Below are 26,911 nucleotides of genomic sequence, written 5' to 3' on the forward strand. Positions count from 1 at the left end.
ACGGTGTTTGTTAGTCGTCGTTTAAACCACTCAAAAGGGGATGCGTTATGGACGAATACTCGCCAAAAAGACATGATATTGCACAGCTACGCTTTCTCTGCGAAACGCTGTATCATGACTGCCTTGCAAACCTGGAAGAGAGCAACCATGGCTGGGTCAACGACCCGACTTCGGCTGTCAATCTTCAGTTAAATGAATTGATCGAGCACATTGCCACATTCGCGCTTAATTATAAAATTAAGTACACTGAGGATAATAAACTGGTCGCTCAGGTTGACGAATATCTGGACGATACTTTTACCTTGTTCAGTAACTACGGCATTAACTCAACGGATTTGCAAAAGTGGAAAAAATCCGGTAATCGACTATTTCGTTGCTTTGTCAACGCCAGCCGGGAAAACCCGGCCAGTCTCTCGTGTTAGAATTATTACAATCAAAAGGTGGAATTATGTCTGATAAGCCATTAACTAAAACAGACTATTTGATGCGCTTACGTCGTTGCCAGACAATTGACACGCTGGAGCGCGTCATTGAAAAAAATAAATATGAACTGTCTGATAATGAACTGGCGGTATTTTACTCAGCCGCCGATCATCGTCTGGCTGAACTGACCATGAATAAGCTGTACGATAAGATCCCGACCTCAGTCTGGAAGTTTATCCGCTAATCGACGCGCACAACGTGGTCTGCTGACCGGACGATACGCGTCAGCCGCCGCAGGGTATCTTTGTGATAGTCATCACATCATTCAGCTAACAGCAACCCTGTAACCGGTTTCTTTTTTATACTGCTACGGCCATCTAAAGTCAGGTATAAGGAAGACCCATGAGTGAAGAAAAACGTAAAATGATCGCCGGTGAGCTCTATTTATCTGGCGACCCAACGCTTCGCGCCGATCGCCTGCGCGCCAGACAGTTGTTACACCGTTATAATCATTCCTCCCCGGATGCGCAGGAAGAACGTCAGCATATTCTGGCCGAGCTGTTCGGTCGCGCCGGCGATGCGTATATCGAGCCAAGCTTTCGCTGCGACTACGGCTACAATATCTTTCTCGGCAACGCGTTTTACGCCAATTTTGACTGCGTGATGCTGGACGTCTGCCCTATTCATATTGGCGATAACTGCATGCTGGCGCCGGGCGTCCATATTTATACCGCCACCCATCCGCTGGATGCCGAAGCGCGTAACAGCGGCCAGGAATATGGCAAACCAGTGACCATCGGCCACAATGTGTGGATTGGTGGGCGGGCGGTAATCAATCCCGGGGTGACCATTGGTGATAATGCGGTCATTGCGTCCGGTGCAGTCGTCACCAAAGATGTACCGGCCGGGGCCGTTGTCGGCGGCAACCCGGCGCAGATCATTAAGCGCCTTCCGCTACCAAATCCGTAACTGTTATGGTTTTCTGTAACTGATCTGTTACTTTCGCCGTGGAATATTGCAACATAAAATAGCCTTCAGGCTAAGCCTGCAACGCCTGGTCCGCCGGGCGCGCACGGCTGGCTCATTGCAGAATTCGGGGACCAAGATGACAGAAATACAACGCCTGCTAACTCATACCATTGACGAACTCAACGTTCAGGAAAAACGCGATAATCGCCCGCGTTTTAGCATCAGTTTTATCCGCAACCATCCGGGGCTGTTTGTTGCCATGTATGCCGCGTTTCTGGCGACGCTGGTGGTCATGCTGCGCTCTGAAACGCTGGTAGACTCGGTCTGGTTGCTGGTGGTGCTGTTCATCCTGTTCAACGCCTTTTTCTTCTTTGACGTCTATCCGCGCTATCGTTATGAAGATATCGATGTCCTCGACTTTCGCGTGTGCTACAACGGGGAATGGTATAACACCCGCTTTGTTCCCCGGCAGCTGATCGAGCGTATTCTTCAGTCGCCGGATGTCGATAGCGAGCAGAAGGCGCAGCTCAAAAAGATGGTCGCCACCAAAGGCGAGCTCTCCTTCTACGACGTTTTTACGCTGACCCGCGCCGGTGCTGCACAATAAGACGATTTAGCGTCCGCAGCGCCAGCGGATAGCGGGAAGCAGAAGTATTACCATATCCCAGCACCAGCCCGCTCCGCCCCCGCTGCGGGTCGAGATAGAAATGACTTAACGCGGCAGGCGCCAGTTGAAACTGACGCGCCTGCTGCGCAATCGCCTGGTCATCGAACCCTTCCATTGCGACTGTCAAATGGAGCCCCCCTTCCCCGCCAAGGACCTCGCATGGCACGGTAATCTCTTGCGCCAGTGCCTCACGCAGCTGTTGTTGGCGCTTGCGGTACAGGCGACGCATGGCCGCCAGATGGCGAGCATAGTGCCCCTTCTCAATAAACCTGGCCAGCGCCCGCTGTTCCGTGCGGTGTCCTCCACGCAGCAACGTGCCAATCACATCCTGAACGGCATCCGCCAGCGCAGGCGGCATCACCATGAAGCCAATACGCAGCGCCGGAAAGAGTGTTTTGCTGAAGGTACCGAGATACACCACCGGGGCATCCGGCACCATCCCCAGCATCGCCGGGATCGGCTCTCCGCTATGGCGAAACTCGCTGTCGTAGTCATCCTCCACAATCCACGCCCCGTGCAGGCGGGCGTACTCCACCAGCGCCAGACGTCGCGCGGCGCTCATGACGCTCCCGAGGGGATACTGATGAGAGGGAGAGGTGAAGATCAGCCGGGGCGGCTCCGCGACGCCGTTGGCAATCCCCATCCCTTCGTCATCGACCGCCATCCCGCTGACCCGCAGCCCTGCCCGCTGGAAGCTGCTCCTGGCCCCCAGGTAACCCGGCTCTTCCACCCACACGCTGTCGCCAGGATCCGTCAACAGCGAAGCGCATAAGTTCACCCCTTCCAGGGCCCCTTCGGTAATGACAATCTGCCGAATATCGCAACGGATCCCCCGGGAGAGCGCCAGATGACGAGCGATAGCCTCCCGCAGCAAGGGGTCGCCTGCCGCCTCGCCATAGCCCAGCAGTGCGCTGCCCTCGTCGCGTAAGACGTTATCCATCAGCCGCCGCCACAGCGGCAACGGGAAATAGTTCACCGCCGGCATGCCAGGGGTAAACAGCAGCGCCGGAGAGTCGCGGCGCATCGCGGCTGGCAGCCCTTGCAGCCGTTCAGGCAGTACGACGGGCGGCACCTTCACGGGCTCTTCGCGGCAGGCGGCGAGCGGTACCACCTGCGTTCCCTGACGGCTCCGCATCAGGTATCCCTCCAGCGCCAGCTGCTCCAGGGCAGCATTGACCGTATTTCGCGACAGCTGCAGCCGTCCGGCCATCACCCGCGATCCGGGCAAACGGCAGTTGGCCGCCAGAGTTCCCTGCAGGATGGCATGGCGCAATGTGTGGTAAAGGGCCCGCTGCAGGGTTTCATCCGATCGGTGCTGTATCCCCTGCGTCACCAGCGTAAAAAAACCATCGTCCGGTATGTTCATCTCATCTCCTCGTGGCCCTATAAAAAGATACGCCTGTGGCACTTTTTATGGAACCAGTGAGCGCGTACGCTGCCTGAAAAACCCCGCTAAGGAAACCGCAATGCGTGAATACAATCAGTTTGGACAGGAACTCGGCGCCGCGCTGCCTGACTGGCAACCGCGTCCATGGCCAGCACGGCAGGTATTACAGGGCAGCCGCTGTCGGCTCGAACCACTGACTCTCGCGCATGCCAGCGACCTGTTTGCTGCTCACCAGCTGGCGCCAGACGCCCGCAGCTGGACGTGGCTGCTGCGTGAACCTGAGAGCAACCTTGCAGAATTCAGTGCCTGGGTGGAGCAGGTCGCCACGCTGGCAGACCCGATCCATTTTGCCGTCGTTGACCAGCGGCAAGGGAAGGCGGTTGGCTCGCTGGCATTAATGCGCATCGACGCCACCCACGGCGTGGTAGAGGTGGGACATGTGCATTTTTCACCGTTGCTGAGCCGAACGGCTATGGCCACCGAAGCGCACTGGCTGTTGATGCAGTATGTGTTTGATACGCTCGGTTATCGTCGCTATGAATGGAAATGTAATAGTCTCAATATGCCGTCGGGCCGGGCGGCAAGACGGCTGGGTTTTCAGTACGAAGGACGTTTTCGTCAGGCACTGGTGAGCAAAGGACATAACCGGGATACGGACTGGTTTTCGGTGATAGACGGCGAATGGCCGCAGCTGGATAACGCCATGCGGCAATGGCTGGCCGCCGACAATTTTACCGCCGACGGCCAGCAGCGCCGCACTCTGGAGAGTTTCCGTTAACGACGTTTTTTGCGCCCCTGCACCGCTTTAAAGCGGGGGTTGCTCTTACAGATAACGTACAGCCGCCCTTTGCGCTTGACCAGCTGACAATCCGGGTGGCGCTGTTTGGCGCTGCGTAATGAGTTAACGACCTGCATCATGCCTTCCTTTTCGCATCAATAAAGCCGCCGAAGCGCTGACGGAACCGGGCCGCGCTGCCCTCGCTGGCGAAGGTTTTTTGTTTGCCGGTGTAGTACGGATGCGATTTCGAGGAGACGTCGATCGTTACATACGGAAAAGTTTCGCCGTCGAGTTCAATCACGCGATCGGTGCGGATGGTGGAACCGACTTTAAAATACTCATTAACGCTGGTGTCGTGAAACACCACCGTGCGATAGGGGGGATGGATGTGGGCTTTCATGATGACCTCGACATTATGTTATAACATAACATTTAAGTTACGCCTTTCCACGACAAAGATCAACCATGTTCAAATTAAGGGTAATGGACCTAAGGCGAGTTTCCCCGCCTTAGGTTTCAGGGCGCCAGACGGTGGGCGATGGCGCGTAGCTGTTCCGCGATGGCCTGCAGATCTTTGCCTTGCTCAGTTCTGGCGCCGCTGGAATGACGTATCACCAGGCGCGCCGGCAGGATGGATGAAGTATGTGGCGCACCGCTGGTGCTGGCGAGGATCCGCCGCACCGCTTCTTTCCCCTGCAGATCGAGGTCCAGCGACACCGTACTCAGCGCCGGATAGAAAAAGGAGCTTTCGTAGGTATCGTCATAGCCAATGACGGATTTCTCCCCCGGCACCGCCACCTGGTGCTGATGGAAGGCGCTGAGCACCCCCAGCGCCATCTGGTCATTACCCACCAGCACGGCGCTGAAATTGGGCGTTTCGCGCAGCATCTGCAGCGCGCCGGCATAGCCGCTTTGCGCATCCCAGTTGCCGTGCAGAACGGTCACCGGCTTCAGGCCGTAGCCCTCGAGAGTCTCCAGCCAGCTTTTCAGCCGGAGTTTGGCCGAGACGGAGCTGTCCGGCCCCGCCAGCAGCGCGATCTCCCGATGCCCCATCTCATAAAGATATTTGACGCTGGCCCGGGTGCCATCTGCCGGATTAAACGAAACGTTAAACACGGAACTGTAGGGGTCGACATCGAGAAAAAGGCAGACGATATCATCGTTGTCAGCGGCGATTTTCTGTGCCTGCTCGGTCTCCAGCGGCACGTTGATAATGACTTTATCCACCCGCTGAGATTTCAGCTCATTGATGGAATCCTGGATACTTTGGTTGACGCTCTCATCGATCATCGAAATCAGGACCTGGTAACCTTCCAGATTGGCATAGCGTTTTACCGCCGCCGCCACCTGGGAAGGCGCATGCCAGGCCAGCGAAATCGTCACCAGCCCGACCGTCTGGCTCTCCTTCCCCACCAGCTGCTGCGCCAGCCGGTTTGGCACATAGCGTAAGGCCTCTATCGATTTCTCCACCTTGCGGCGCGTCGCTTCGGATACATTGGCAGATTTGTTGAGTACCCTGGACACGGTCTGGTAAGAGACGCCCGCATGACGAGCGACGTCTTCCAGAGTAGCGCTTTTAGACTTCATGGTCCGGTTCCTTATGTTGTTATCCCATGATTGTAACAGGGGCCATTTGAAAAAACGCTCACCGCCACCTTTCATCGCAAAATTACACCACAAAAAGTATTACGTTCACAACACAGTTAATTGTGAATCACCTCACCCATCACAACAAAAACCAGCATGATTATTTGCACTTAGTCACACAATAATCATATCTCGTTTGCCTGAAGTTACATTTAGGCATTTTATGACATCAGTTATGTGAACGTAATACAAAACAATAAGAGGATAGAGATGAATACGACACTGCGCGCCCTTTCCGCCGCGTTAGCCGCTGCGCTAATCGCCCCTTCCGCATTTGCGGCGACCGCCGCAATCCCGAGTATCGATTTCCATGGCTATATGCGCGCCGGGGTTGGGGTCTCCGGCGATGGTAGTGAAGCGGAATGGCAAAAGAACAAGCTGGGCCGTTTGGGTAATGAATCGGATACCTATGGTGAGTTAGAGCTGGGCTCCGAGGTCTACAAGAAAGATGACGTCAGCTTCTATCTCGACAGCATGGTCAGCATGGTCTCCGACGGCTCTAACGATAATGAAACCACGCTGAATGATGATGCACAGTTCGGTTTACGTCAGCTGAACCTGCAGATCAAAGGACTGATCCCCGGCGATCCGAATGCGGTGATTTGGGGGGGGAAACGTTACTACCAGCGCCACGATCTGCACATCATCGATACCAAATACTGGAACATATCCGGCTCCGGGGCCGGGGTGGAAAACTACACCCTCGGCCCTGGCGCCGTCTCGCTAGCCTGGATCCGCGGCGATGCCAACGACGTTGACTATCGCGTCGATGGCGACAGCAACGTCAATATTAACTATATCGATTTACGCTATGCAGGCTGGAAGCCGTGGTCGGGTTCGTGGACCGAATTCGGCATCGACTACGCCATGCCGAACACCACCAAAAAACAGGACAGCTACGGCGGGCTGTACGATGCCGATAATGGCGTGATGCTGACCGGTGAAATCAGTCAGGATATGCTGGGCGGCTATAACAAAACCGTGCTGCAGTATGCTAACAAAGGGCTGGCGCAGAACATGGTCTCCCAGGGCGGCGGCTGGTACGATATGTGGAACTACGTGAACGACGCCACCGGCTATCGCGTGATTAACACCGGCCTGATCCCGATTACCGAAAAGTTCTCCATCAACCACGTCCTGACCTGGGGCTCGGCGGATGACATTACCGACTACACCGACAAAACGCGGATGCTGTCGCTGGTTGCCCGCGGGCAGTATCAGTTCACCGACTACGTCCGCCTGATTGGCGAAGTCGGCGGTTTCTATCAGAAAGACAGCTATAACAATGGCACCAGCTACAAACAGGCCGGTGAGAAATATACCATTGCGCTGGGCCTGGCGGACGGGCCAGACTTTATGTCACGCCCGGAATTACGCATTTTTGCTTCATACCTGAATGATTCCGAAGATGGTAAACCGTTTGAAGACCAGACGGCGAATAATACCTGGAATTTCGGCGTGCAGGTTGAGGCCTGGTGGTAATATCGCGCTGGTAAGACAAATACGTTATTTATATCTCCAACTGTAAGGTCATTAATTACCCTCCGGTAATCATTATTGCCACTGCTGTCTTTGTCTTATTTTCGGGATAACCTGTTTTCAGGTTATCCCGTTTTATTTATTTCCGGGTAGCAAAATGCTCATCCAGCAATTGACGCAGCGCATCGGACTGCTTACCGAAAATAGCATGCACCTGCTGACCGAGAATAATGACGCCCAGCGCGCCCTGCTGCTGTAATGCGTCAGTATCCACGGCAGCAAGATGACGAACCGTCACCCGCAGACGAGTAATACAGGCATCCACTTGCGTAATATTCGCTTCGCCACCAAAGGCCTGAATCAGCGCCTCGATTTGCTGTTTTTCCGCCTCGCTTAACGGCTGTGCCGGACGTGCAGGAGAGAAATAGTGCAGAAAGGATTTTAAACTCACCATCATAAACTCCAGGTTTAAGATAAAAAAAAGCCTGCTCGTCAGAGCAGGCATGGAGAAGAAGAAATTACGCGTGGCGACGAAGAATACGGCAATCCCATGCCGAGAGGATCAGCGGGTCCGGCGCCGCCGCGTCGGTCAGGCAATCCCGATACCCCGGCGGCAGAGTCAGAGTATGACTTTGCGCGCTGTAGTTCTGCAGGAAGACAAACGTACTCTCACCGTCGGTGCGCGCGGTAGCCACTACGCCGGGCGGTAAATCCGCCGCTATCGCTCGTGGCAGATCCAGCTCCCTGCTCAGGGCAGCAAAGAAATCGCGCTGGAAGGCTAAATCGTTGCGGGAGGCGACATGCCAGGCTTTACCTTTCCCGAAACCGTTCACCGTCACCGCCGGCCGTCCGGCATAGAAATCATCCCGGTAGGTGGCCAGCGTCTGAGCGCTCTCGGTATGGATTAGTTCACAGAGATGGCGCACCTGATAGGGACCCTGCAGACCGCACTGATTCCCGGCAAGCCCCTGCACAAGATTAAACTCGCCGTCATTCAGACAGTCGATCTCTTCCGCCCAGATCCCCAGCAGATTGCGCAGCGGGCCCGGGAAGCCGCCGAGATAGCAGAGATCGGACTCATTGACGATGCCGGTCCAGTAGGTGGTCACCAGGTGGCCGCCGCTGGCGACAAACGCCTCTGCCCGCGCGGCAAAGCCGTCGCGCACCATATATAACATCGGGGCAATCACTAACCGGTATGGCGTTAAATCGACATCAGCGTCAATCACATCGACGGCAATACCCTGTTCCCAGAACGGACGGTAGTGTTCGTTGACCGTCTTCTCATACTCCATACCCAGATTGCGCGGCCCCTGGGCGTCATCAAGCGCCCAGCGGTTTTGTTGGTCGAAGATAATCGCTACTTTCGCCTCGGTGCGACAACCCCGGACCTCTGGTAGCTTGCTCAGTATCTCGCCGAGCTGGCTGACTTCACGACCAATACGGGTATCAATGTGCCCGACGTGGTCAACCACCGCGCCGTGAAATTTCTCAACCGAACCGCGGCTTTTCCGCCACTGGAAATACTGCACCGAGTCGGCGCCATGCGCCACCGCCTGCAGCGAGGAGAGAATATGCATTCCCGGCTTCTTCAGTTTGCTGGTCGGCTGCCAGTTGGTGGCGCCTGGTGTGGACTCCATCAGCACAAACGGTTTGCCGCCCTTCAGGCTGCGCATCATGTCGTGATACATCGCGGTGTAGCAGGCCAGTGCGGTTTCGTCTTTATCGCGGTGCCACATCGGATAGCTGTCCCACGAGATAAAGTCCAGCGCCTCTGCCAGTTGCCAGTAGTCGTAATCGTAGAAATACTCCATAAAGTTAGTGGTCACCGGCAGGGAGGCATTCGCCGCCTTCAGCGGGGCAATTTCATGGCGGCAGAAATCGGTCACCTGAGCGGTGTTAAAGCGATGCCAGTCAAGATTGAGACCGTGAATTGACACCTCGCCCTGTGGCGCAGGTGATTCAATTTGCGACCAGTCGGTATAGGTATGACTCCAGAAGGTGCTCCACCAGGCCTGGTTGAGGTTCTCCAGGGTCTGGTAACGCGCCTTCAGCCAGTCACGAAAACGGTTCTGGCAGAGATCGCAATGGCATTCACCGCCATATTCATTGGAAATATGCCAGCCCAGTACCGCCGGGTGTGAAGAATAACGCTCTGCAAGCAGGGTATTGATTTTCAGGGTTTTCTCGCGATAGACCGGTGACGACATACAGTGGTTGTGACGGCCGCCGTGCAGGGCCGGCACCCGATCGCGTCCCACCCGCAGAACCTGCGGATAGCGCTGAGACATCCACGCCGGACGCGCGCCGCTCGGCGTGGCCAGAAAAACATGAATGCCGGCGGCATACAGTTTATCGAGGATAGTATCCAGCCAGGCGAAATTAAATACCCCTTCGCGTGGCTCCAGTTTCGCCCAGCTAAATATTCCCACCGACATCACATTGCATTTTGCCTGCTGCATCATGGCAATGTCTTTATCAATAATATCGGGGTCATTCTCCCATTGCTCCGGATTATAATCCGCGCCATGCAGCAGCGTACTAACCTTCGGATGTAAAGGTGCAAATTTATTCATAATAAACTTCCTGAAAAAAACGACAAAAAATTAATTAAAAACTTTTACCGACGGCAATACTTTTCCCTGGCAATCAAATAGCGCCTGATTTTCACGTGCATTCCCTTCTTTCCACTCGTCGTGGATATATTTCATCCCCGCCGGGGTGGCCCAGGTATTTCCCGGCACGGCAATCCACGTGGGCTCCCAGTAAAAAATACCTTTGCCGCGCTGGTCGGGAACATCTATGACGGCCTGCATCAGATCGTGAATATAGTGATATTGCCCCTGCACGGTGGCGGGATAACCCCCGTCCTTTTCCTCTTTCGCCTGGAAACTATTTTCCGCGTTATCACAGTTGGCCAGGGTATAGGCATAGGCCGCCTCGACGACGATAACGTCTTTGTTATAGCGTTTGCTGATGTCATCCATATTGGCCTTCAGGGCGCTGATCGGGCCATTCCAGTAGGTGTACATCGACAGACCGATCACGTCATACGGTACATGGCGCTTGTCAATCTCATCAAACCACCAGCGGAAGGTATCGTTCTTGGTCCCTTCGGCCAGATGCAGCATGATTTTCACTTGCTCGCCGTTACGTAGATTCTCCTTCAGGCCATCAATGGCCGCGTTCAGCAGCCCGGCCAGCCGGTCGAACTCGCCGCCCCCCTGCCCCCAACTTTTCCCTTCCGGCCACAGGATGCCGCCGTTGATCTCATTGCCGATCTGCACCATATCCGGCAGGACGCCTGCCTGCTTAAAGCGGGCGATGGTATCGCGGGTATAGTCATGAATCGCCGTTTTCAGCTGCGGATAATCCATCTTTTCCCAGGCTTTCGGCTTGAACTGCTTGCCGGGATCGGTCCAGAAATCGCTGTAATGAAAATCGAGCAGCAGCTTCATCCCCTGGGCTTTCGCCCGTTTCGCGAGGGTCAGGGTGGTGGCCAGGTCGTTATTTCCGCCGCCATAGCCCTCACCGCTCGCCGATTGCGGATCCACCCACAGACGGAGGCGAACATAGTTGACGCCGTTCTCTTTCAGAATCGCGATCGGATCCTTGCGCTGATTATTCTGGTCGTAGAACGTCGCCCCGTGCTTTTCGGCATCCAGCAGCGTGGAGATATCCGCGCCTTTGATAAAGTCCGCCGGCATGCCCTGAAACGCGCGGGTTTCAAGCGCGTCCGCGGCCAGAGTAGGGGTGGAGAAACTGCATGCCAGACAAACCGCAAGCCATGCGGGGGTGAATCTTTTCATGTGCTTATCCTTTAGTACTGCCCGAGGTCAGGCCGGAGACAAAGTATTTTTGTAACGCCAGGTAGAGGATCGCCACCGGTACGGCAATCAGCACCGCCCCCGCCGCGTAGGTGGTGTAACTGGCACCCATTTTTTGCGCCACCAGGTTATACAGACCGATAGGCAGCGTGTATTTATCCGGGGTACGCAGGATGGTGCTGGAGAGGATGAAATCCCCCAGCGGACCGGTGAAGGAGAACAGCGCCACCACCGCGAGGATCGGCCTCGACAACGGCATGATGATCTCGATAAAGATGCGAAAGCTGCTGGCGCCGTCCATGCGGGCGGACTCATCCAGATCTTTGGGGATCGCGTCGAGATACCCCTTCATCAGCCAGGTATTCATCGGGATCATCCCCCCGACGTAGATCAGCACCAGCGCCAGATGGCTGTTAATCAGGCCAAGCAGTTGCGATAGCACAAAGATCGCAATCAGCGCGGAAAACTGCGGGATCATCTGCAGCAGCAGGAACAGCATCAGCCCGTTCTGCCGCCCTTTAAAGCGGAAGCGGGAGAAGGCGTAAGCGGTAAAGCTGACGCTAATCAGGGTCAGCACCATGGTCAGAAAGCTGATTTTCATCGAGTTCCAGTACCAGGTGAGGTAATTCACATTGCCATTGAACAGATCGGCATAGTGCTGGAACGACAGGTTTTCCGGAATGATCGAGGTACTGAGCAGGCTATTGCCGGCGTTCAGCGACGCCCCGACCGTCCAGACCAGCGGATAGATGATCACCACCGAGACCAGAATAACCACCAGCCAGGTGAGAGAGAGTCGGATCCACTTTTCGCGTTTAATACTGGGTGATTGAGCCATGTTGCTTCCCTTACGCCATGTCGTCATTTTTGAAGGATTTGGTGGCGCGGAACTGCCACAGCGCCAGGCCGACGACAAAGATCGACAGCAGGATCGTGATGGTCGCCGCGATGGCGTACTGCGACGAGGACATCGTCAGCTTATAGATCCACGACACCAGAATATCCGTCCCACCGGCGTTGGAGCCTGCCACCGCAGGACCGCCGTTGTTAAACAGATAAATGATGTTGAAGTTATTAAAGTTGAAGGTGTACTGAGTGATGATGATCGGCGCGATCGCGTACAGCACCAGCGGCAGAGTGATGGTGCGCAGACGGGTAAAGGCGCTGGCGCCGTCCATCGTCGCCGCTTCATACAGATCGTCCGGGATCGCCTGCAGCACGCCGGTGGTCATGGCAAAGACAAACGGGAAGCCAAGCCAGGTCTGCATCATGATCAGCGCCGTTTTAGTCCAGAACGGGTCGGTCAGCCATGCCTTCGGGCTGATACCGAAGAACGACAGGATCGCGTTGTTGATGACCCCGAATGAATCGTTGAACATACCGGCAAAGACGAGGATGGTGACAAACCCCGGCACCGCCCACGGCAAAATAAAGATGGTGCGGATCAGCGGCTTAAAGCGCAGATCTTTTTGATTCACCAGAATCGCCAGCAGCACGCCCACCGTACACTGCAGGGTGGTCGCCAGCAGTGTCCACACCACGGTCCACTGCAGCACATCCAGGAAGGTGGAGCGCCAGATAGAGAGGGTGAAAATATTGACGAAGTTTTTCAGCCCCACCCAGTCCACCAGCTTCGCCGGCGGCGTGTGGTACAGGTTGTAGTTGGTGAAGGCGATGGCGAAACCGAACAGAATGGGAAAGATCACCACAAACACCAGCAGAATAAAGCCCGGGGTGATCATCAGGTACGGGAAGCCGTCGCTCAGCAGCATCTGGTACTGCTTACGCACGCTGTTCAGGGCGATCCCCTCATCGCGTTTTTTGCCGTTCAGCCACGCATCCCGCAGCGAGAGAAAATAGATCAGCACGCCAAAGGCGACGATCAGCACACTGATAATCCCCTCCGCTAACAGGAAGATAGAGTTATCCCGCGGTACCTCTTCACCCAGGGTATATAACCCCCACAACCCCTCACGCAGGAAATCATAAAAAATCCCCAGAAAGCTGCTCAGCAGCACCAGGAAGACCAGCCCTTTCAGCCACTGGCGATGATAAAACTGACCGAAACCCGGCACGATTGCCAGCAGCAGGCCGCACCATGCATGGCGCCCGGGCCCGCGTGCGTCGCTAAAATTTTCGCTGGAATGGATGCTCACACTCGACTCCTTCTACAAACGGGAGGTCCCCCTCCCGCTCGGTGACTTCACGTGACGGTGAATTACTGATTGCTGGCCTGCATTGCTTCGATCTGCATCGTGATCTGTTTCACCGCGTTATCGAGCGCGGCCTGCGGCGCCTGCTTACCGGTGAGGCTCAGTTCAAGCGCGGCGTTGGCCGGCCCCCACACTTCCCCCATCTCCGGAATGCCCGGCATCGCCACCGCTCGCGCCGACTGGATGGCGACGGCACTGGCCTTTTGGCCGTTTTTAATCACCGGATCGTCAATCATCGCCTTCAGCGGCGGAATTTCGCCGGTGGCGACATAGCGGGCTTTCACATACTGCGGCTGGTTGATGAACTCGATAAACTGTTGCGCCAGCGCTTTGTCTTTACTCCAGGTCGATACCACATAGCCTTTGACGCCCAGGAAGGAGCTCATCGGCTTGCCGTCCGGCAGGGTCGGCAGGGGCGCCACGCCATAGTTAATGCCAGCGGCTTCATACGGCTGGAAGGCCCAGGGGCCGTTGATCACCGCCGCCGCTTTTTTCTCGGTAAACAGGGAATCGATGGCATTCAGCCCGTTATCGCCGAGGATCCCCGCTGGAAAGACCTTCTCGGCATAGAATTTTTTCAGGAAGGTGACGGCTTCGACGGCGCCGGGGGTATTGAGGCCCACTTGCTGCGGGTTAAAGCCACCGCTGTCGTTTTTAGCAAAGATATAGCCGCCCATCGGGCCAATCGCCCCCCAGCTGTAATAGATCTGGTCAAACTTGGCGAGCAGGCCGTATTTGTTCTGCTCGCGCTGGGTTTTCGAGTAGTCCAGCCAGGCCTGCAGGCTGTCCAGCGGCTTGTCGATCAGGTCCTTGTTGTAGATAAGCACCAGGGTTTCCACCGCCTTCGGGATCCCGTACAACGCGTTATCCATGCGGAAGGCATTGATGGAGGCTGGCGTAAAGGCATCCTGTTTCGCCTGATCGACGCTGAGAGGCGAGAGAAGTCCCTGAACCACGGCGCCGCCGAGCTGGTCATTCGGGATCACCAGCACGTCCGGCCCAATGCCCGCCGGGCCGTCGAGGCGCAGTTTTTCCAGCTGCTGGGCATAAGGCATCTCCTGGAGATTAACCTTCACGTTGTACTGCTTTTCAAAATCGCTAACCGCGGTTTTGATGCTGGCGGATTTTTTAATGTCTTCCCAGACGTTGAGCTGCCCGGCGGCGTGCGCCTGCAGGCTGGTGAGTTGCCCCGCCGCCAGGGTGGTAAGGATCAGTGCAGCAAGCGTGTTCTTTTTCATTATCAACCTCATGTGAAGGTATAACAATTTAATGGTTTTTATTGGGCTTATCTCTGCCAGTCAGAAAAATAAATCACTTCAACCTGGCGAGTTATATGAGAAAAAGGCTCCAGCTCTCTTTTGTTATACGCTACCCGTAGATCGCTGACAAAACTACCATAAGCTGCCAGTTGTGTGATCATCATTACAGAAATGAAACGCCGCTGTATGGCGCTAAAACTGCGGAAGTTATAGTCAGGGCATGATTTTACTGCTGTTGAACATCGCCACGCTGATTTGTTACACGTAATACAATTCATGCTACACACAGCGACAAAGCAACGGCAAACAACAGCTACTCACTTCGGGGAATGTGGATGTCCAATATACGACTGAGGAATGTCACCAAAAGGTTCGGCAGCACGGTGACGCTGCACCAGGTCAATCTCGATATTGAAGATGGCGAGTTTGCCGTTTTCGTCGGTCCTTCCGGCTGTGGAAAATCGACGCTGCTGCGCATGATTGCCGGTCTGGAAGAGGTCAGCGAGGGTGAAGTGCTGATCGGCGATGAGGTGATGAATGATGTCGTGCCCGCCCGCCGCGGCGTGGCGATGGTCTTCCAGTCCTATGCGCTCTACCCGCACATGACGGTGGCAGAGAACATGGGCTACGGGTTGAAGGTGAATAAAGTGCCGAAAACGGAGATCCGTCGCCAGGTGGAAATGGTGGCTAAAACGCTGCAGCTCTCGCACCTGCTGGATCGTAAACCGAAGCAGCTCTCTGGCGGCCAGCGGCAGCGCGTGGCCATTGGCCGGGCGATCGTGCGTAATCCCCGGGTGTTTATGTTCGATGAGCCGCTCTCTAACCTCGATGCGGAGCTGCGCGTCGATATGCGCCTGCATATTGCCCGTCTGCACCAGGAGCTGAAGACCACCATGGTGTATGTCACCCACGATCAGGTAGAGGCGATGACGCTGGCCGATAAAATCGTGGTCATGAACTACGGGAAGGTCGAACAAATGGGTTCGCCGATGGCGCTGTATTACAATCCGGTCAACAAATTCGTCGCCGGCTTTATCGGCTCGCCGAAGATGAACTTTTTGCCGGCCATCGTCAGCGACTGGCAGCCGGAACGCTTAACGGTCACCCTCGCGCAGGACCATCAGTTGGTCCTCAATATCGCTACCCAGCCGCTGAAGCCCGGCGCCGCGGTGACGCTGGGGATCCGGCCAGAGCATCTCACGCCCGACGTCACTACCGGTACCGTGGTGGAGTTTCAATGTGAAGTGGTGGAGCGTCTGGGTAACAATACCTATCTGTTCGGCCAGTGCTACGGCCACGATAACGTCAAGGTCCTGCTGCCCGGCGACGTCCATTTCCGCCCGTGGCAGAAAATAAATCTGGCCTTCGATGAGCGCTTCTGCATGGTATTTGATGAGAATGACCTGCGTATCAGCGCTGATATCCCGGCGCCGGATGCGCACTAGCTAACATATTGCTGTCATCTGCGCCGCGTATGCTGCGACTGAATGCCGGAACACACCCTGCCCGGCATTCACACCCTCATTTTTATTCTGCTGCATCGGAATCATCCTTCTCTCCCGGCATCGCAGCCTCTCGCGATGCCGGTTTTTTCGCGACCTCAGCTCACTTCTCTCGCTGCGCCTGATTTATCTTTCGCATATACTGATGACACCCGGCGAACGATAAGGACACAGGTATGAGGACCCGGCATCTGGTGGCGCTGTTTACAGGGGTGCTGATACTGGCCATCATCCTGCCCATCTCACTCAGCATCTGGCAGGCAGCGCGGCAGGCCAAGCTGCAGTTCTATCGTGAACTGGATGACTATTCCAACCGTATCGTCGTCCGCACGCTGCAGGTTGCCGATCAGGCCAGGGAAGCGCTACGTGAGGCCGACTCACACACCGCCGCCTCCTGTAGCCCTGAGCACCTGCTCACGCTCCGCCGCATCGCCTACACCCATCGCTACATTCAGGAAGTGCTCTGGCTGCGTGATTCCGTGCCGCAATGTTCCTCCCTGGAAGACCATAGCGTCGCGGTCATCTTTCCCCCGCCGGATCACATTGCCCCTGACGGCTATCGCACCTGGCTGACCTCAATAAACGATCTCGGCCTTAATCACCAGATGACGGCCATGGGCAGTCAACAGCATATGGTGATGATCGATCCCATCTCTTTTATCGATGTGGTTCCTGCCAGCGAGGAGAAGATCCATACCATGCTGTTTGGTTTGGATCACCTGAAAATGGTGATCAGCAGCCAACCGCTGCCGGATACGGTCTGGCAGCGTATTAAAGATCCACATGTTAATATGCTGACGCTGGATAACACGGTCTATCGGATCCAGCGCATTCCCGAGCTGGGCTCCGGCATCGTGACCTGGTCGTCGACGCTGCCGCTGCAGCAGCGTATTCGCCAGCAGCTAATCTTCTGGCTCCCTGTCGGCATCTTCACCAGCCTGCTTGCTACCTGGCTGCTGCTGCGCCTGCTGAGACACCTGCGATCACCACGCAACAGTATGCTGGACGCCCTCAACTCCGAAGCGATTCAGGTTTACTATCAGCCGATAATCTCGTTGCAGGATGGGAAAATCGCCGGGGCCGAGGCCCTGGCCCGCTGGCAGCAACCCGACGGCACCTTTTTATCGCCGGATATTTTTATTCCTCTGGCCGAGCAGACCGGGCTGATTACGCAGTTGACGGAAGATATCGTCAGGAAAATTTTTACCGATCTCGGTCCCTGGCTGCGGCAGCGGCCGGAAGTGCACATCTCCATCAACCTGTCGGTAGATGATTTACGCTCGCCCACCCTACCGACGTTGTTACACGATCAGCTGCAGCACTGGGGGATCGCCGCCGAACAGATCATCCTTGAAATCACCGAGCGCGGATTTGTCGATCCGGAGACCACCATGCCGGTGATCGCTCACTACCGTCAGGCCGGGCATCGTATCTCGATTGATGACTTTGGCACCGGCTACTCCAGCCTGAGCTATCTGCAGAAACTGGACGTCGATACGCTGAAAATCGATAAATCTTTTGTCGATACCCTCGAGTACCGGCCGCTGACGCCGCACATTATTGAAATGGCCAAGGCGCTCAATCTGGCCACCGTCGCCGAAGGGGTGGAAACCGAAAGCCAGCGCGACTGGCTACGACAGCATGGCGTCCAGTACGCCCAGGGATGGCTGTACAGCAAAGCGCTGCCAAAAGAGCAGTTTATTCTGTGGGCGGAAAATAACCTCCATGTGCATTAAGCAACAGGAGCAATAAGCAGAATGCCAGCGGGTGGGGCCACTTCGCCGCCCGCGCCTGGGCGCTACTTCAGATAAGATTTGATCACCTGCATCACCGTCTCCAGATCCGCTTCACGCTGTGTCTCTTCAGGCTCTTTCACCACATGGTCGGTCAGATGCCCCTGAATAACCTGCAGCATCATACCGTTGACCGCGCCGCGAATCGCCGCCAGCTGCTGTAGCACCTCAGCGCACTCATGCTCGCGATTGAGCATTTTCTCTAACGCGGAACTCTGCCCCTGAATTTTTTTCAGTCGGGTCAGTAACATTTTTTTGTGTCGAACTGTATGTGACATTGCACGATCCACCGTTTCATTCTGTCCGTGATTACCGACCTTCATCATCAGTAACGCCTGCCAGCATAGCATGATCCCTTTTGTCAGCCGCTTTTTCTACTGGGGGGTAGTATTTTACTACTGGGGGGGAGTAGGATAAACGCACTTTTGGCAAGGATCCCGATATGAACGATTTCACTTCCCTTCTGCAGCAAGGTAATGCCTGGCTGTTTATTCCCAGCGCGATACTGCTCGGTGCCCTGCACGGCCTTGAACCGGGCCATTCAAAAACCATGATGGCCGCCTTTATCGTGGCGGTACGGGGAACGTTAAAACAGGCGGTGCTGCTGGGGCTGGCGGCGACGGTTTCCCATACGGCAGTCGTCTGGCTGATCGCCATGGCCGGCCTGTGGTTTGGCCGCGGCTGGAACGCGCAGACCTCCGAACCCTGGTTTCAATTGATCTCGGGGATAGCGATTGTACTGATTGCCTGCTGGATGCTCTGGCGCACCTGGCGCGAATCGCAGCCCCATACGCACCATGATCACCACCATGAACATGATCACCACCATGAACATGAGCACCACCACGAACATGATCATCACCACGAACATGATCACCACCATGAACATGCGTCCTCATCCGCCGCGCCGCTGGTGGCGGAGGAGTGGCAGGACGCGCATCAGCGGGCTCATGCTCAGGAGATCAACCGGCGCTTTGATGGCCGTCAGGTGACGACCGGGCAGATCGTACTGTTTGGCCTGACCGGCGGGCTGATCCCCTGTCCGGCGTCCATTACTGTGCTGCTTATCTGTTTACAGCTGAAGAAATTTTCGCTTGGCGCCACGCTGGTACTGGGCTTTAGCGTTGGTCTGGCGCTGACGCTGGTGGCTTCCGGGGCTATCGCCGCGCTGAGTCTTAAACAGGCCACCCGCCGCTGGCCCTGGCTTAACGATGTCTCGCGCAAGGCGCCCTGGTTCTCAGGTTTACTGATTATCGTGGTGGGGATCTACATGATGGTTCACGGTCTGAGCGGCCTGTAAGCGTCGGCTCGCCCTCTTGCGGATAGAGAGGGCGAGTCGTTAATTCAGGAGACTATCTCCTGCGGAGTGCTGACCGCTTTGCGGCTGACGGGCTGGCGAAACCACGGCAGACACAGCTGGATCAGCGGCCCAATCGACAGCGCGTAAATCACGGTGCCGACGCCAAACTTACCGCCCAGCAGCCAGCCAATCACCAGCACAGTCAACTCGATAGCCGTCCGGATGCCACGCAAAGACCAGCCGGTACGAGCGTGCAGGCCAGTCATCAGGCCATCGCGCGGCCCGGGGCCAAAGCCCGCGCCGATGTACATCCCGGTGGCGATAGCATTCAGCACAATCGCCCCCACCAGCAGCACACTGCGAGCCACCAGCGACTCTAGCGGCGGCAGGACGGCCAGCGTGGCATCCGCCGCCAGCCCCAGCACGATGACGTTGCTCACCGTGCCGAGTCCCGGCATTTGCCGGATCGGGATCCACAGCAGCAGCACCGCCGCGCCGGTCAGGATAATCACCGTACCGAAACTGATACCCAGTTGTTTAGCCACCCCGAGATGGAAAACATCCCACGGATCGGCGCCAAGATTGGCATGCACGAAGAGCGCCGTGGACACGCCATAAAGTACCAGGCCGATATATAACTGCAGCAGGCGACGAAGCATATTTTTTCCTCTACATCATTGCGAATGCCCTTATCATCAGCAAAAATGGACTGATAATTAATGGCCAGTTTTGGAAAAGTGGATCGCTATGTCAACCCGACGCTTTGGAACACAATCGCTGGTACGCCTGCTCGGCAACTGGCAGGAGTCCACTTCACGCACGCCGCTATGGCGTCAGCTAGCGGAAGCGCTCCGCCTGCTGATCCTCGACGGTCGCCTGACGCTGCAAACGCGCCTGCCCGGCGAGCGTGAGCTGGCGGCGGCGCTGAACGTCAGCCGGACGACCATCGCCAGCGCGCTCGGCCAGTTGCGGGAGGAGGGCTTTCTCTACAGCCGCCAGGGAAGCGGTTCGCGCATTGTTTTACCAGAACGCCCCGCCGACCTGCCGCCCCCCTCAGGCATCCCCTCCTCGCTGAATCTCTCTACCGCCGCCCTCAGCGCCGGACCGGAAGTCCATCAGGCCTTCCAGCATGCCATGACGCTGCTGCCGCCCTACCTGGGCCAGACCGGCTACGATCAACAAGGGCTGCCGGTACTGCGGGAGGCGATTGCCCGTCGCTACAGCGAACGCGGTCTGCCGACGCGGCCCGATGAAGTGATGGTGGTCAACGGCGCCCTCAGCGCCTTCGCATTGATCCTCCGCCTGTTTACCGGCCCGGGTGACCGGGTGGTCATCGACGCCCCCACCTATCCGATGGCGATTAGCGCCATTCAGGGCGCCTCCTGCCGCCCGGTCGGCGTCGCGCTTCCACAGCAAGGATGGGACTGTGATGGACTCGCGGCGACTATTGCGCAGACCGCGCCGCGTCTGGCGTGGCTGATGCCGGATTTTCACAATCCCACCGGGCGCTGTATGGATGCTCCCACCCGCCAGCGGGTCGCGGATATCGCCGCCAGGACGCGGACGACGCTGGTGATCGACGAGACCATGGTTGATCTCTGGTATAACGCGCCACCGCCCCCGCCGCTGGCCTGCTTTAATCCCGATGCTGCGGTGATCACCATTGGCTCAGCCGGGAAAAGTTTCTGGGGGGGACTGCGCATCGGCTGGATCCGCGCCAGTGCGCGAACCATCGCCTCCCTTATTCAGGCCCGCGATTCCCTGGATTTGGGTACGCCGCTGCTGGAGCAACTGGCCTGCAGCTGGCTGCTGGCCAATGCCGCCACGCTGCTACCGCCGCGGCGGGAAATGCTGAAGGCGCGCCGGGACATGTGCGAAACGTTAATGGCGGAGTATTTTCCCCGCTGGCGATTTTCACCGCCGGAAGGTGGGCTCTCTTTTTGGGTGGAACTCCCTGACATGCTGGCCACGCTGTTCTCTGCGCGCGCGGAAAGTCAGGGGATCCATATCGGCACCGGCACGCGCTTTGGTCTTGAGGGAGCCTTTGATCGCTATTTGCGTCTGCCATTTACACTGCCAGACGAAGCATTGCGCCAGGCCTTCTCCACGCTACAACCGCTGTGGCAAAGCCTTGCAGAACAGAAGGAAAATACGCGTTTGCGGAAAATAATATAAGAAAATATCGACGGGCTGGCATCAGCCCGTCAAATGACCATCATCCATGAGGTATATGAGATGTTTTTATAAAATTGCCTGAGTATCCTGCCCTCTGGTTATGGCATCCCGGTGACAGAAATAAGGCAATTTCATTAATGCTGACGCGGAATAGGAAACCCTTTCAGGGAAATAATAAAGCCATCTTCATCTTTTTTAATTTTAGCGCCGGTGTCACACCAGTCGGAGGCAATGCGAAAGAACTCATCACTACCGATATTCCAGTTCAGGCGCACGTGTTTTACGTATCCTGAGCGCAACATATCGCAGGCTTCGCTATAGTTGCTGGCTGTAGAGAATTGTTGTTTCATTTTTTCTTCTTCAGAAGTTTTCTTAATGCTTTGATTTCTTTAGGGGTTAATGGGGTCGCTTCCTCTTCGGTATGCTGGCTGTCAATGTCCTCTTCCGTCACCCCCGCCTCACCTGCTGATTCCTCCAGCTGAAAAGCCAGCTGCAGCAGCTTTTCCGTTGCCGTTCCCAGGTTCTCGTTATTCACTTCCGCATAATGACGCAGCTTCTCTTTTAACTCGGCGTCAATTTTTACATTCAAAACCACTGTGGTCATAGCTACGCTTCCCGTGCAATAAAATCATCATAATTAATACACGAAGTTAACATGCTGATCCAGAGATATATTTTATAGCATGGCTCTGGCAACAAATTCCCATCAATAAGATGCCTTTTATTTATGACATGCAAATGACATTAATATTTCAGTAGCATTTCAGATTTATGACAAGTAAATATTATGGAATAAAAACGGGTTGTTTTAGCAACAAAAAATAATATGTGATCCGTATCAGATATTAATTATAGCAGGGATAAAGACCGGACAAATACAAGGGAGATATCAGGAGGGCGAAATGGGTGGGGGCCCTGCCAGCTACATCCCGGCACACACGTCGTCTGCTCTGGCTGCTTCCTTCCGGACCTGACCTGGTAAACAGAGTAGCGTTGCGGGAGAACCAACAGAGCCCCCATTGAGAGCGTTAGTTACCCAACGCGCTGGCGCATTATCCCTGCTGACCTGGTGAATTGCAAGCTCACCCCGATCGCCTGCTGGTTTATTGCACAATACGCCAATAAAACCAACAACTCACGGCCAGGCTGTGAGATTGGGAGCACGCGCTCAGCACATTGCCGGGTTATCCACCATACTTAGCCCTCTTGCGTCACCTTTAATCATCAGCACCTTGTCTCGACGGTAATCGAATGACTGACTCATCACCACAGACCATCACTCTGCCTTTACCCGCTATTGAAGGGATGACCATCGCCTTTCATGGCGTGAACTATCTGCGCCCGGAAAAAATGCTCGACTTCGCGACCATCAGCCAGACCCCCGTGCGGGCGGTCACGCCGCTGGCGCTGCTCTATTCCACCGTCGGCGTGCTGCGCCAGGTGGAACTGCGCAAACTGCCCGTCTACATCAGCGGCCGGGTGGTGTACCCCATTTCGTCGCTGACCATGCCAGGCCTGCGCGCGAAACTGATCATTAACGCCACTTCGCAGCAGTTGAAATTTCTCGAGAGCCTCATCGCCAGTTCACCGTCTGACAATGTCCATGGCATGCAGATCCTCGGCCTGGCCCTAACCTTCACTGTCGAACAACCCGCCTGAACCGAGGCAGGCTGTACAGCCTGCGCCTCAGCGCTTATGCTGGCGTTTTCCGGTTAACAGGGCTGAACATGGATCCGCACGACACATTCCCCCAACGCGTCTGGCATATCGTGGCGTCGATACCGGAAGGCTATGTCGCCACCTACGGCGATGTCGCCCGCCTGGCCGGTTCACCGCGCGCCGCGCGCCAGGTAGGTGGCGTACTGAAGCGCCTGCCGGAAGGGTCAACCCTGCCCTGGCATCGGGTGGTCAATCGCCATGGCGATATCTCCCTCACCGGGCCCGATCTTCAGCGACAGCGCCAGGCGTTGCTGGCCGAAGGGGTTCAGGTCTCCGGCAGCGGCCATATCGATCTCCAGCATTATCGCTGGGTTTACTGAAGACAAAAAAAAGCCCCCGTCAGGGGGCTCGGCGAGCTTATTGCGCAACGGGGACGGCGGTCTGCGTGACCGGAACCAGCGTCAGGTCGGCATGCGTCCCACCCTGGTTTATCACCGTCTGCACGGTATCGGTAATGAACATTAGCTGGCCGTTCACCGCGATCGCGGCACTCAGCAGAATACGGGCGTTCGGCTGAATGTCTGCCGGATTGTAAGGCAGGGCAAAGTTAAATGGCGCCTGTTTGCCTTCGGTACGCACCGCTTTTTGCGACAACACGCGGGCTGGCGCATCTGCCAGAGAAGCATCCGACAGGGTCACCGTCAGTACCGCATCCGGCGGTAAAGCGATTCTCTGGCGGATATTAATCGTCCCCGTAACGCTCGGCTGCTGCTGTGCCACGCTCAGCGTCGCGATGCCATAAGGGTCGGGCGCGGCTGCCTGAGTCGAAGAACTGGTAGAGTGGTGATTAGCACAGGCGGTTAGCGTCACGGCGACGGCTAAGGCACTAAACATATAGGCAAATTTCATGATGTTCTCCTTATCATCCCTTAATACCCAGGAGGATGTTCCGCCGCTTCGCCGGCAGGAACTTTCGTGTCGTCAATAAGTGTGGCACAGATCTCAGATTTGTTCCTGTTGCCCCCTCGTTATTCAGATTATTACACCCATCGGACCACTTGCGATTCCAGGTTATACTTTGCCACATCACGCGCACCGCGCTGCGCCGCTATCATTAATTGAGGATAAGTATGAGTCAGGCACTCTCTAACCTGCTGGCATTATTAGATCTGGAAAAAATTGAGGAAGGGTTATTCCGCGGACAGAGCGAAGACCTGGGATTGCGCCAGGTTTTTGGCGGCCAGGTGGTGGGCCAGGCGCTGTATGCGGCAAAAGAGACCGTGCCCGTTGAACGTCTGGTACATTCGTTTCACAGCTACTTTCTGCGCCCCGGCGACAGCCAGAAACCGATCGTCTACGATGTGGAAGTACTGCGCGACGGCAACAGCTTTAGCGCCCGGCGAGTGGCCGCCATTCAGAACGGGAAGCCGATCTTCTATATGACCGCCTCCTTCCAGGCGCCAGAGCACGGCTATGAGCATCAGAAAGCGATGCCGCCGGCCCCCTCTCCTGACGGCCTGCACTCGGAAACCGATATCGCCCGCAAGCTGGCACACCTTCTGCCGCCGCAGGTAAAAGACAAATTCCTCTGTGATAAACCGCTGGAGATCCGCCCGGTCGAATTTCATAACCCGATGAAAGGCCATATTGCTGAACCGGTGCGCCAGGTGTGGCTGCGCGCCAATGGCGCTGTTCCCGACGATCTGCGCATTCATCAATATCTGCTGGGCTATGCCTCGGACTTTAATTTCCTGCCGGTGGCGCTGCAGCCGCACGGCGTCGGCTTCCTTGAGCCTGGCATGCAGGTCGCCACTATCGACCACTCAATGTGGTTCCACCGGCCGTTTAATATCAATGAATGGCTGTTATACAGCGTTGAAAGCACCTCGGCCTCCAGCGCCCGTGGCTTCGTCCGCGGCGAGTTCTACACTCAGGATGGAACGCTGGTGGCTTCAACGGTCCAGGAAGGGGTGATGCGTAACCGCAACGCATAAAAAAAGCCTCCCTGACGGGAGGCTTTTTGCTACAGGGAGAAGGGTTTTCTATCAGGCGTTGTAGGCGTTTTCGCCATGGCTGTTGACGTCCAGTCCTTCGCGCTCCTGCTCTTCTGGTACGCGCAGCCCCACGGTCATGTCCGCCACTTTGTAGCCAATGAAAGCGACAACGCCCGACCAGACGATGGTAATCGCGATACTCTCGAGTTGCACCAGCAGCTGATGGCCCATGGTGACGCCTTCTGCATAACCCACGCCGCCCAGAGAGGTGGCCGCGAAGATACCGGTCAGGATACAGCCGACGATGCCGCAGACGCCGTGGACGCCGAAGACGTCGCAAGGGTCATCAACCCGCAGCCAGCGTTTCAGCGCCGTTACGCCCCAGATGCCCGCCAGACCAGATGCGATACCCACAATCAACGCCCCACCGACACCGATATACCCACAGGCTGGTGTGACGCCAACCAGACCGGCAATCGCCCCAGAGCAGGCGCCCAGCAGTGAAGGTTTACCGCGCAGGGCCCATTCGCCAAAGGTCCACGCCAGGATGGCAGCCGCTGTGGCGACGACGGTGTTGACGAAAGCCAGTGCGGCAATTTCGTTCGCTGCGCTGGCGGAGCCGGCGTTGAAGCCGAACCAGCCCACGTAGAGGATGGCGGTTCCGGTGAACACCATCGGCAGATTGTGCGGTTTGAACGCTTCTTTGCCGAAGCCCACACGTTTGCCCATCATGTACGCCCCCACCAGCCCGGCAACCGCGGCGTTGATGTGTACAACGGTGCCGCCCGCAAAGTCCAGCGCGCCGTGGGTCGCCAGCAGACCGCCGCCCCAGACCATGTGCGCAATCGGAACATAAGAGAGCGTCATCCACACCACCACGAAAATCAGCACGGCGGAGAAGCGAATACGCTCAGCCAGCGCCCCCACGATCAGCCCGACGGTGATACAGGCGAACGATCCCTGGAAGGCCACGTGGATGTACTGATAGAAGGTGCCCATTAGCGCTTTCAGTTCAATATTTTTCAGCATCACCCAGTCAAAGCTACCGAAGAAACTGCCGCCGGTGCCGAAGGCCAGGGTATAGCCATAAATCACCCACAATACGCAGACCAGGCCAAAGGTCACAATTACCTGAGTCAGCATGGAAAGGACGTTTTTGCCGCGGATCAGGCCGCCGTAAAACAGCGCGATCCCCGGGATGGTCATAAACAGAACCAGCGCGGTGCAAATCATCATAAACGCGTTATCGGCTTTGTCCGCCACTGCGGGCGCGGCCATTGCCAGTCCCGGAAGAAGGGCTAATGCCCCCAGACCCGATTTCATTGTTGCCATTTTCATTGTTTCGTTCCCCATCACTGTGTGGTCTGGAAATTACAGTGCCGCTTCGTCAGCTTCGCCGGTACGGATGCGAATGACGCGCTGCAATTCAGCGACAAAAATTTTGCCGTCGCCAATTTTTCCGGTGTAAGCCGCTTTGCTGATCACATCGATGACTTCATCCAGCTGATCGTCGGCAATCGCCACATCAATCTTCACTTTTGGCAGAAAGTTGACGCTATATTCGGCGCCGCGGTAGAGCTCCGCATGACCTTTCTGACGGCCAAAGCCCTTGACTTCAGTGACCGTCAGGCCCTGAATGCCGATGGAAGACAAGGCTTCACGCACGTCTTCCAGTTTGAATGGTTTGATTACCACGGTAACCAGCTTCATAAGTCCCCTCCAGGCAGTATTCGGTAATGGCCGCAGCTAACACGATGGATATAAAGCAAGGGCTATGCCAGAAATGAAAAAAGGCCGCAGAGCGGCCCTTTGATGGTAAAAAACAGGGGGCAGGTCAGA

General features: G+C 56.1%; 30 protein-coding genes, 1 other RNA gene and 1 pseudogene. 13 read left to right on the top strand and 19 right to left on the bottom strand.

Translation table 11 applies throughout. The features are described from left to right. Positions 1-47 precede the first annotated feature (47 nt). From tomB to maa, 3 genes are all read left to right on the top strand, one after another. Positions 48-422, top strand: coding sequence for an Hha toxicity modulator TomB (gene tomB / locus R0140_RS21015; protein WP_008805436.1), 375 nt, complete (start codon positions 48-50; stop codon positions 420-422). 26 nt (positions 423-448) lie between these two features. Then, complete coding sequence (locus tag R0140_RS21020) at positions 449-667, top strand: HHA domain-containing protein (protein WP_002892050.1); 219 nt, start codon at positions 449-451, stop codon at positions 665-667. 158 nt (positions 668-825) lie between these two features. Further along, on the top strand, positions 826-1,392 hold the full coding sequence (gene maa, locus R0140_RS21025; RefSeq protein WP_008805435.1) for a maltose O-acetyltransferase: 567 nt from the start codon (positions 826-828) through the stop codon (positions 1,390-1,392). Here the strand turns inward: maa and R0140_RS21030 are convergent. Next, a pseudogene (locus tag R0140_RS21030) lies at positions 1,364-1,474 on the bottom strand (hypothetical protein). The gene maa and the pseudogene R0140_RS21030 sit on opposite strands and share 29 nt — an antisense overlap. 54 nt (positions 1,475-1,528) lie before the next feature. On the opposite strand from R0140_RS21030, the gene R0140_RS21035 reads away from it, so the two are divergent. Beyond that, positions 1,529-1,999 carry a YlaC family protein gene (locus R0140_RS21035; protein ID WP_008805434.1) on the top strand — a complete coding sequence of 157 codons (471 nt, stop codon included), beginning with the start codon at positions 1,529-1,531 and terminating at the stop codon, positions 1,997-1,999. Here the strand turns inward: R0140_RS21035 and R0140_RS21040 are convergent. Beyond that, the gene (locus R0140_RS21040) at positions 1,968-3,425 is read right to left on the bottom strand and encodes a MocR-like pyridoxine biosynthesis transcription factor PdxR (RefSeq protein WP_008805433.1); all 1,458 of its coding nucleotides are present in this window, start codon (positions 3,423-3,425) and stop codon (positions 1,968-1,970) included. The genes R0140_RS21035 and R0140_RS21040 overlap by 32 nt on opposite strands. Positions 3,426-3,525: 100 nt before the next feature. Between R0140_RS21040 and R0140_RS21045 the strand changes: the two genes are divergently transcribed. After that, positions 3,526-4,224 (top strand): GNAT family N-acetyltransferase, encoded by a 699-nt coding sequence (locus R0140_RS21045; RefSeq protein WP_016160391.1) that lies wholly within the window; start codon positions 3,526-3,528, stop codon positions 4,222-4,224. Here R0140_RS21045 and ykgO read toward each other — a convergent pair. From ykgO to R0140_RS21060, 3 genes are all read right to left on the bottom strand, one after another. Next, entirely contained in the window at positions 4,221-4,361 is a 141-nt protein-coding gene (ykgO, locus tag R0140_RS21050) for a type B 50S ribosomal protein L36 (protein ID WP_002892018.1), read from the bottom strand. The genes R0140_RS21045 and ykgO overlap by 4 nt on opposite strands. Continuing rightward, positions 4,361-4,624, bottom strand: a complete 264-nt coding sequence (locus R0140_RS21055; RefSeq protein WP_008805431.1) for a type B 50S ribosomal protein L31 — start codon at positions 4,622-4,624, stop codon at positions 4,361-4,363. The genes ykgO and R0140_RS21055 overlap by 1 nt, the downstream gene beginning before the upstream one ends. A gap of 116 nt (positions 4,625-4,740) precedes the next feature. Continuing rightward, on the bottom strand, positions 4,741-5,811 hold the full coding sequence (locus R0140_RS21060; RefSeq protein WP_008805430.1) for a LacI family DNA-binding transcriptional regulator: 1,071 nt from the start codon (positions 5,809-5,811) through the stop codon (positions 4,741-4,743). A 270-nt stretch (positions 5,812-6,081) separates the two neighbouring features. Here R0140_RS21060 and R0140_RS21065 point away from each other — a divergent pair, with 270 nt between their 5' ends. Further along, positions 6,082-7,353 carry a maltoporin gene (locus tag R0140_RS21065; protein WP_008805429.1) on the top strand — a complete coding sequence of 424 codons (1,272 nt, stop codon included), beginning with the start codon at positions 6,082-6,084 and terminating at the stop codon, positions 7,351-7,353. A 136-nt stretch (positions 7,354-7,489) separates the two neighbouring features. On the opposite strand, the gene R0140_RS21070 is transcribed toward R0140_RS21065, so the two are convergent. The 6 genes from R0140_RS21070 to R0140_RS21095 form a co-directional block, all read right to left on the bottom strand. After that, positions 7,490-7,804: a glucose PTS transporter subunit EIIB gene (locus R0140_RS21070; RefSeq protein ID WP_012542670.1), complete on the bottom strand. Its 315-nt coding sequence runs from the start codon at positions 7,802-7,804 to the stop codon at positions 7,490-7,492. A 64-nt stretch (positions 7,805-7,868) separates the two neighbouring features. Then, positions 7,869-9,926 (bottom strand): beta-galactosidase, encoded by a 2,058-nt coding sequence (locus R0140_RS21075; RefSeq protein ID WP_023322151.1) that lies wholly within the window; start codon positions 9,924-9,926, stop codon positions 7,869-7,871. Between the two features lie 30 nt (positions 9,927-9,956). Next, complete coding sequence (locus tag R0140_RS21080) at positions 9,957-11,159, bottom strand: glycoside hydrolase family 53 protein (protein WP_032739205.1); 1,203 nt, start codon at positions 11,157-11,159, stop codon at positions 9,957-9,959. A gap of 4 nt (positions 11,160-11,163) precedes the next feature. Next, positions 11,164-12,015, bottom strand: coding sequence for a sugar ABC transporter permease (locus tag R0140_RS21085; RefSeq protein WP_004204761.1), 852 nt, complete (start codon positions 12,013-12,015; stop codon positions 11,164-11,166). Positions 12,016-12,025: 10 nt separating this feature from the next. Beyond that, a complete protein-coding gene (locus tag R0140_RS21090) occupies positions 12,026-13,333 on the bottom strand; it encodes a carbohydrate ABC transporter permease (RefSeq protein WP_008805425.1) in 1,308 nt (435 codons plus the stop codon). Between the two features lie 62 nt (positions 13,334-13,395). Further along, positions 13,396-14,628, bottom strand: a complete 1,233-nt coding sequence (locus tag R0140_RS21095) for a maltodextrin ABC transporter substrate-binding protein (protein WP_032739203.1) — start codon at positions 14,626-14,628, stop codon at positions 13,396-13,398. A gap of 356 nt (positions 14,629-14,984) precedes the next feature. Here R0140_RS21095 and R0140_RS21100 point away from each other — a divergent pair, with 356 nt between their 5' ends. After that, a complete protein-coding gene (locus R0140_RS21100; RefSeq protein ID WP_008805423.1) occupies positions 14,985-16,094 on the top strand; it encodes an ABC transporter ATP-binding protein in 1,110 nt (369 codons plus the stop codon). A 233-nt stretch (positions 16,095-16,327) separates the two neighbouring features. After that, complete coding sequence (locus R0140_RS21105) at positions 16,328-17,887, top strand: EAL domain-containing protein (protein ID WP_049151911.1); 1,560 nt, start codon at positions 16,328-16,330, stop codon at positions 17,885-17,887. Positions 17,888-17,949: 62 nt separating this feature from the next. Here the strand turns inward: R0140_RS21105 and R0140_RS21110 are convergent, their stop codons facing one another. Beyond that, positions 17,950-18,222: a metal/formaldehyde-sensitive transcriptional repressor gene (locus R0140_RS21110; RefSeq protein WP_012542675.1), complete on the bottom strand. Its 273-nt coding sequence runs from the start codon at positions 18,220-18,222 to the stop codon at positions 17,950-17,952. A 164-nt stretch (positions 18,223-18,386) separates the two neighbouring features. Here R0140_RS21110 and R0140_RS21115 point away from each other — a divergent pair, with 164 nt between their 5' ends. Next, on the top strand, positions 18,387-19,244 hold the full coding sequence (locus R0140_RS21115; RefSeq protein WP_032732619.1) for a nickel/cobalt efflux protein RcnA: 858 nt from the start codon (positions 18,387-18,389) through the stop codon (positions 19,242-19,244). A gap of 44 nt (positions 19,245-19,288) precedes the next feature. On the opposite strand, the gene R0140_RS21120 is transcribed toward R0140_RS21115, so the two are convergent. Further along, positions 19,289-19,903, bottom strand: a complete 615-nt coding sequence (locus R0140_RS21120) for a membrane protein YczE (RefSeq protein ID WP_008805419.1) — start codon at positions 19,901-19,903, stop codon at positions 19,289-19,291. An 88-nt stretch (positions 19,904-19,991) separates the two neighbouring features. Here R0140_RS21120 and R0140_RS21125 point away from each other — a divergent pair, with 88 nt between their 5' ends. Beyond that, positions 19,992-21,419, top strand: coding sequence for a MocR-like transcription factor YczR (locus tag R0140_RS21125; RefSeq protein ID WP_064144240.1), 1,428 nt, complete (start codon positions 19,992-19,994; stop codon positions 21,417-21,419). A 134-nt stretch (positions 21,420-21,553) separates the two neighbouring features. On the opposite strand, the gene R0140_RS21130 is transcribed toward R0140_RS21125, so the two are convergent. From R0140_RS21130 to ffs, 3 genes are all read right to left on the bottom strand, one after another. Continuing rightward, positions 21,554-21,769 carry a hypothetical protein gene (locus tag R0140_RS21130; protein ID WP_004142688.1) on the bottom strand — a complete coding sequence of 72 codons (216 nt, stop codon included), beginning with the start codon at positions 21,767-21,769 and terminating at the stop codon, positions 21,554-21,556. Continuing rightward, positions 21,766-22,023, bottom strand: coding sequence for a hypothetical protein (locus tag R0140_RS21135; RefSeq protein WP_002891977.1), 258 nt, complete (start codon positions 22,021-22,023; stop codon positions 21,766-21,768). Before R0140_RS21135 ends, R0140_RS21130 begins: the two co-directional genes overlap by 4 nt. Before the next feature lie 309 nt (positions 22,024-22,332). Next, positions 22,333-22,429, bottom strand: an RNA gene (gene ffs / locus R0140_RS21140) — signal recognition particle sRNA small type. A gap of 241 nt (positions 22,430-22,670) precedes the next feature. Between ffs and R0140_RS21145 the strand changes: the two genes are divergently transcribed. Both R0140_RS21145 and R0140_RS21150 read left to right on the top strand, forming a co-directional pair. Beyond that, positions 22,671-23,078 carry a dTDP-glucose pyrophosphorylase gene (locus R0140_RS21145; RefSeq protein WP_317703888.1) on the top strand — a complete coding sequence of 136 codons (408 nt, stop codon included), beginning with the start codon at positions 22,671-22,673 and terminating at the stop codon, positions 23,076-23,078. Between the two features lie 68 nt (positions 23,079-23,146). Then, positions 23,147-23,458 (top strand): MGMT family protein, encoded by a 312-nt coding sequence (locus tag R0140_RS21150; protein WP_008805416.1) that lies wholly within the window; start codon positions 23,147-23,149, stop codon positions 23,456-23,458. A 37-nt stretch (positions 23,459-23,495) separates the two neighbouring features. On the opposite strand, the gene R0140_RS21155 is transcribed toward R0140_RS21150, so the two are convergent. Further along, positions 23,496-23,987, bottom strand: coding sequence for a YbaY family lipoprotein (locus R0140_RS21155; RefSeq protein ID WP_032732617.1), 492 nt, complete (start codon positions 23,985-23,987; stop codon positions 23,496-23,498). A gap of 221 nt (positions 23,988-24,208) precedes the next feature. On the opposite strand from R0140_RS21155, the gene tesB reads away from it, so the two are divergent. Continuing rightward, the gene (gene tesB / locus R0140_RS21160) at positions 24,209-25,072 is read left to right on the top strand and encodes an acyl-CoA thioesterase II (protein ID WP_008805414.1); all 864 of its coding nucleotides are present in this window, start codon (positions 24,209-24,211) and stop codon (positions 25,070-25,072) included. A gap of 51 nt (positions 25,073-25,123) precedes the next feature. On the opposite strand, the gene amtB is transcribed toward tesB, so the two are convergent. Together amtB and glnK are read right to left on the bottom strand one after the other, a co-directional pair. After that, complete coding sequence (amtB, locus tag R0140_RS21165) at positions 25,124-26,410, bottom strand: ammonium transporter AmtB (RefSeq protein WP_012542680.1); 1,287 nt, start codon at positions 26,408-26,410, stop codon at positions 25,124-25,126. 33 nt (positions 26,411-26,443) lie between these two features. Continuing rightward, the gene (gene glnK, locus R0140_RS21170; protein ID WP_002891893.1) at positions 26,444-26,782 is read right to left on the bottom strand and encodes a P-II family nitrogen regulator; all 339 of its coding nucleotides are present in this window, start codon (positions 26,780-26,782) and stop codon (positions 26,444-26,446) included. Between the last annotated feature and the right edge of the window lie 129 nt (positions 26,783-26,911).

It is taken from the genome of Klebsiella sp. w6, from assembly GCF_033100215.1.
Taxonomy (GTDB): Bacteria; Pseudomonadota; Gammaproteobacteria; order Enterobacterales; family Enterobacteriaceae; genus Klebsiella; species Klebsiella variicola.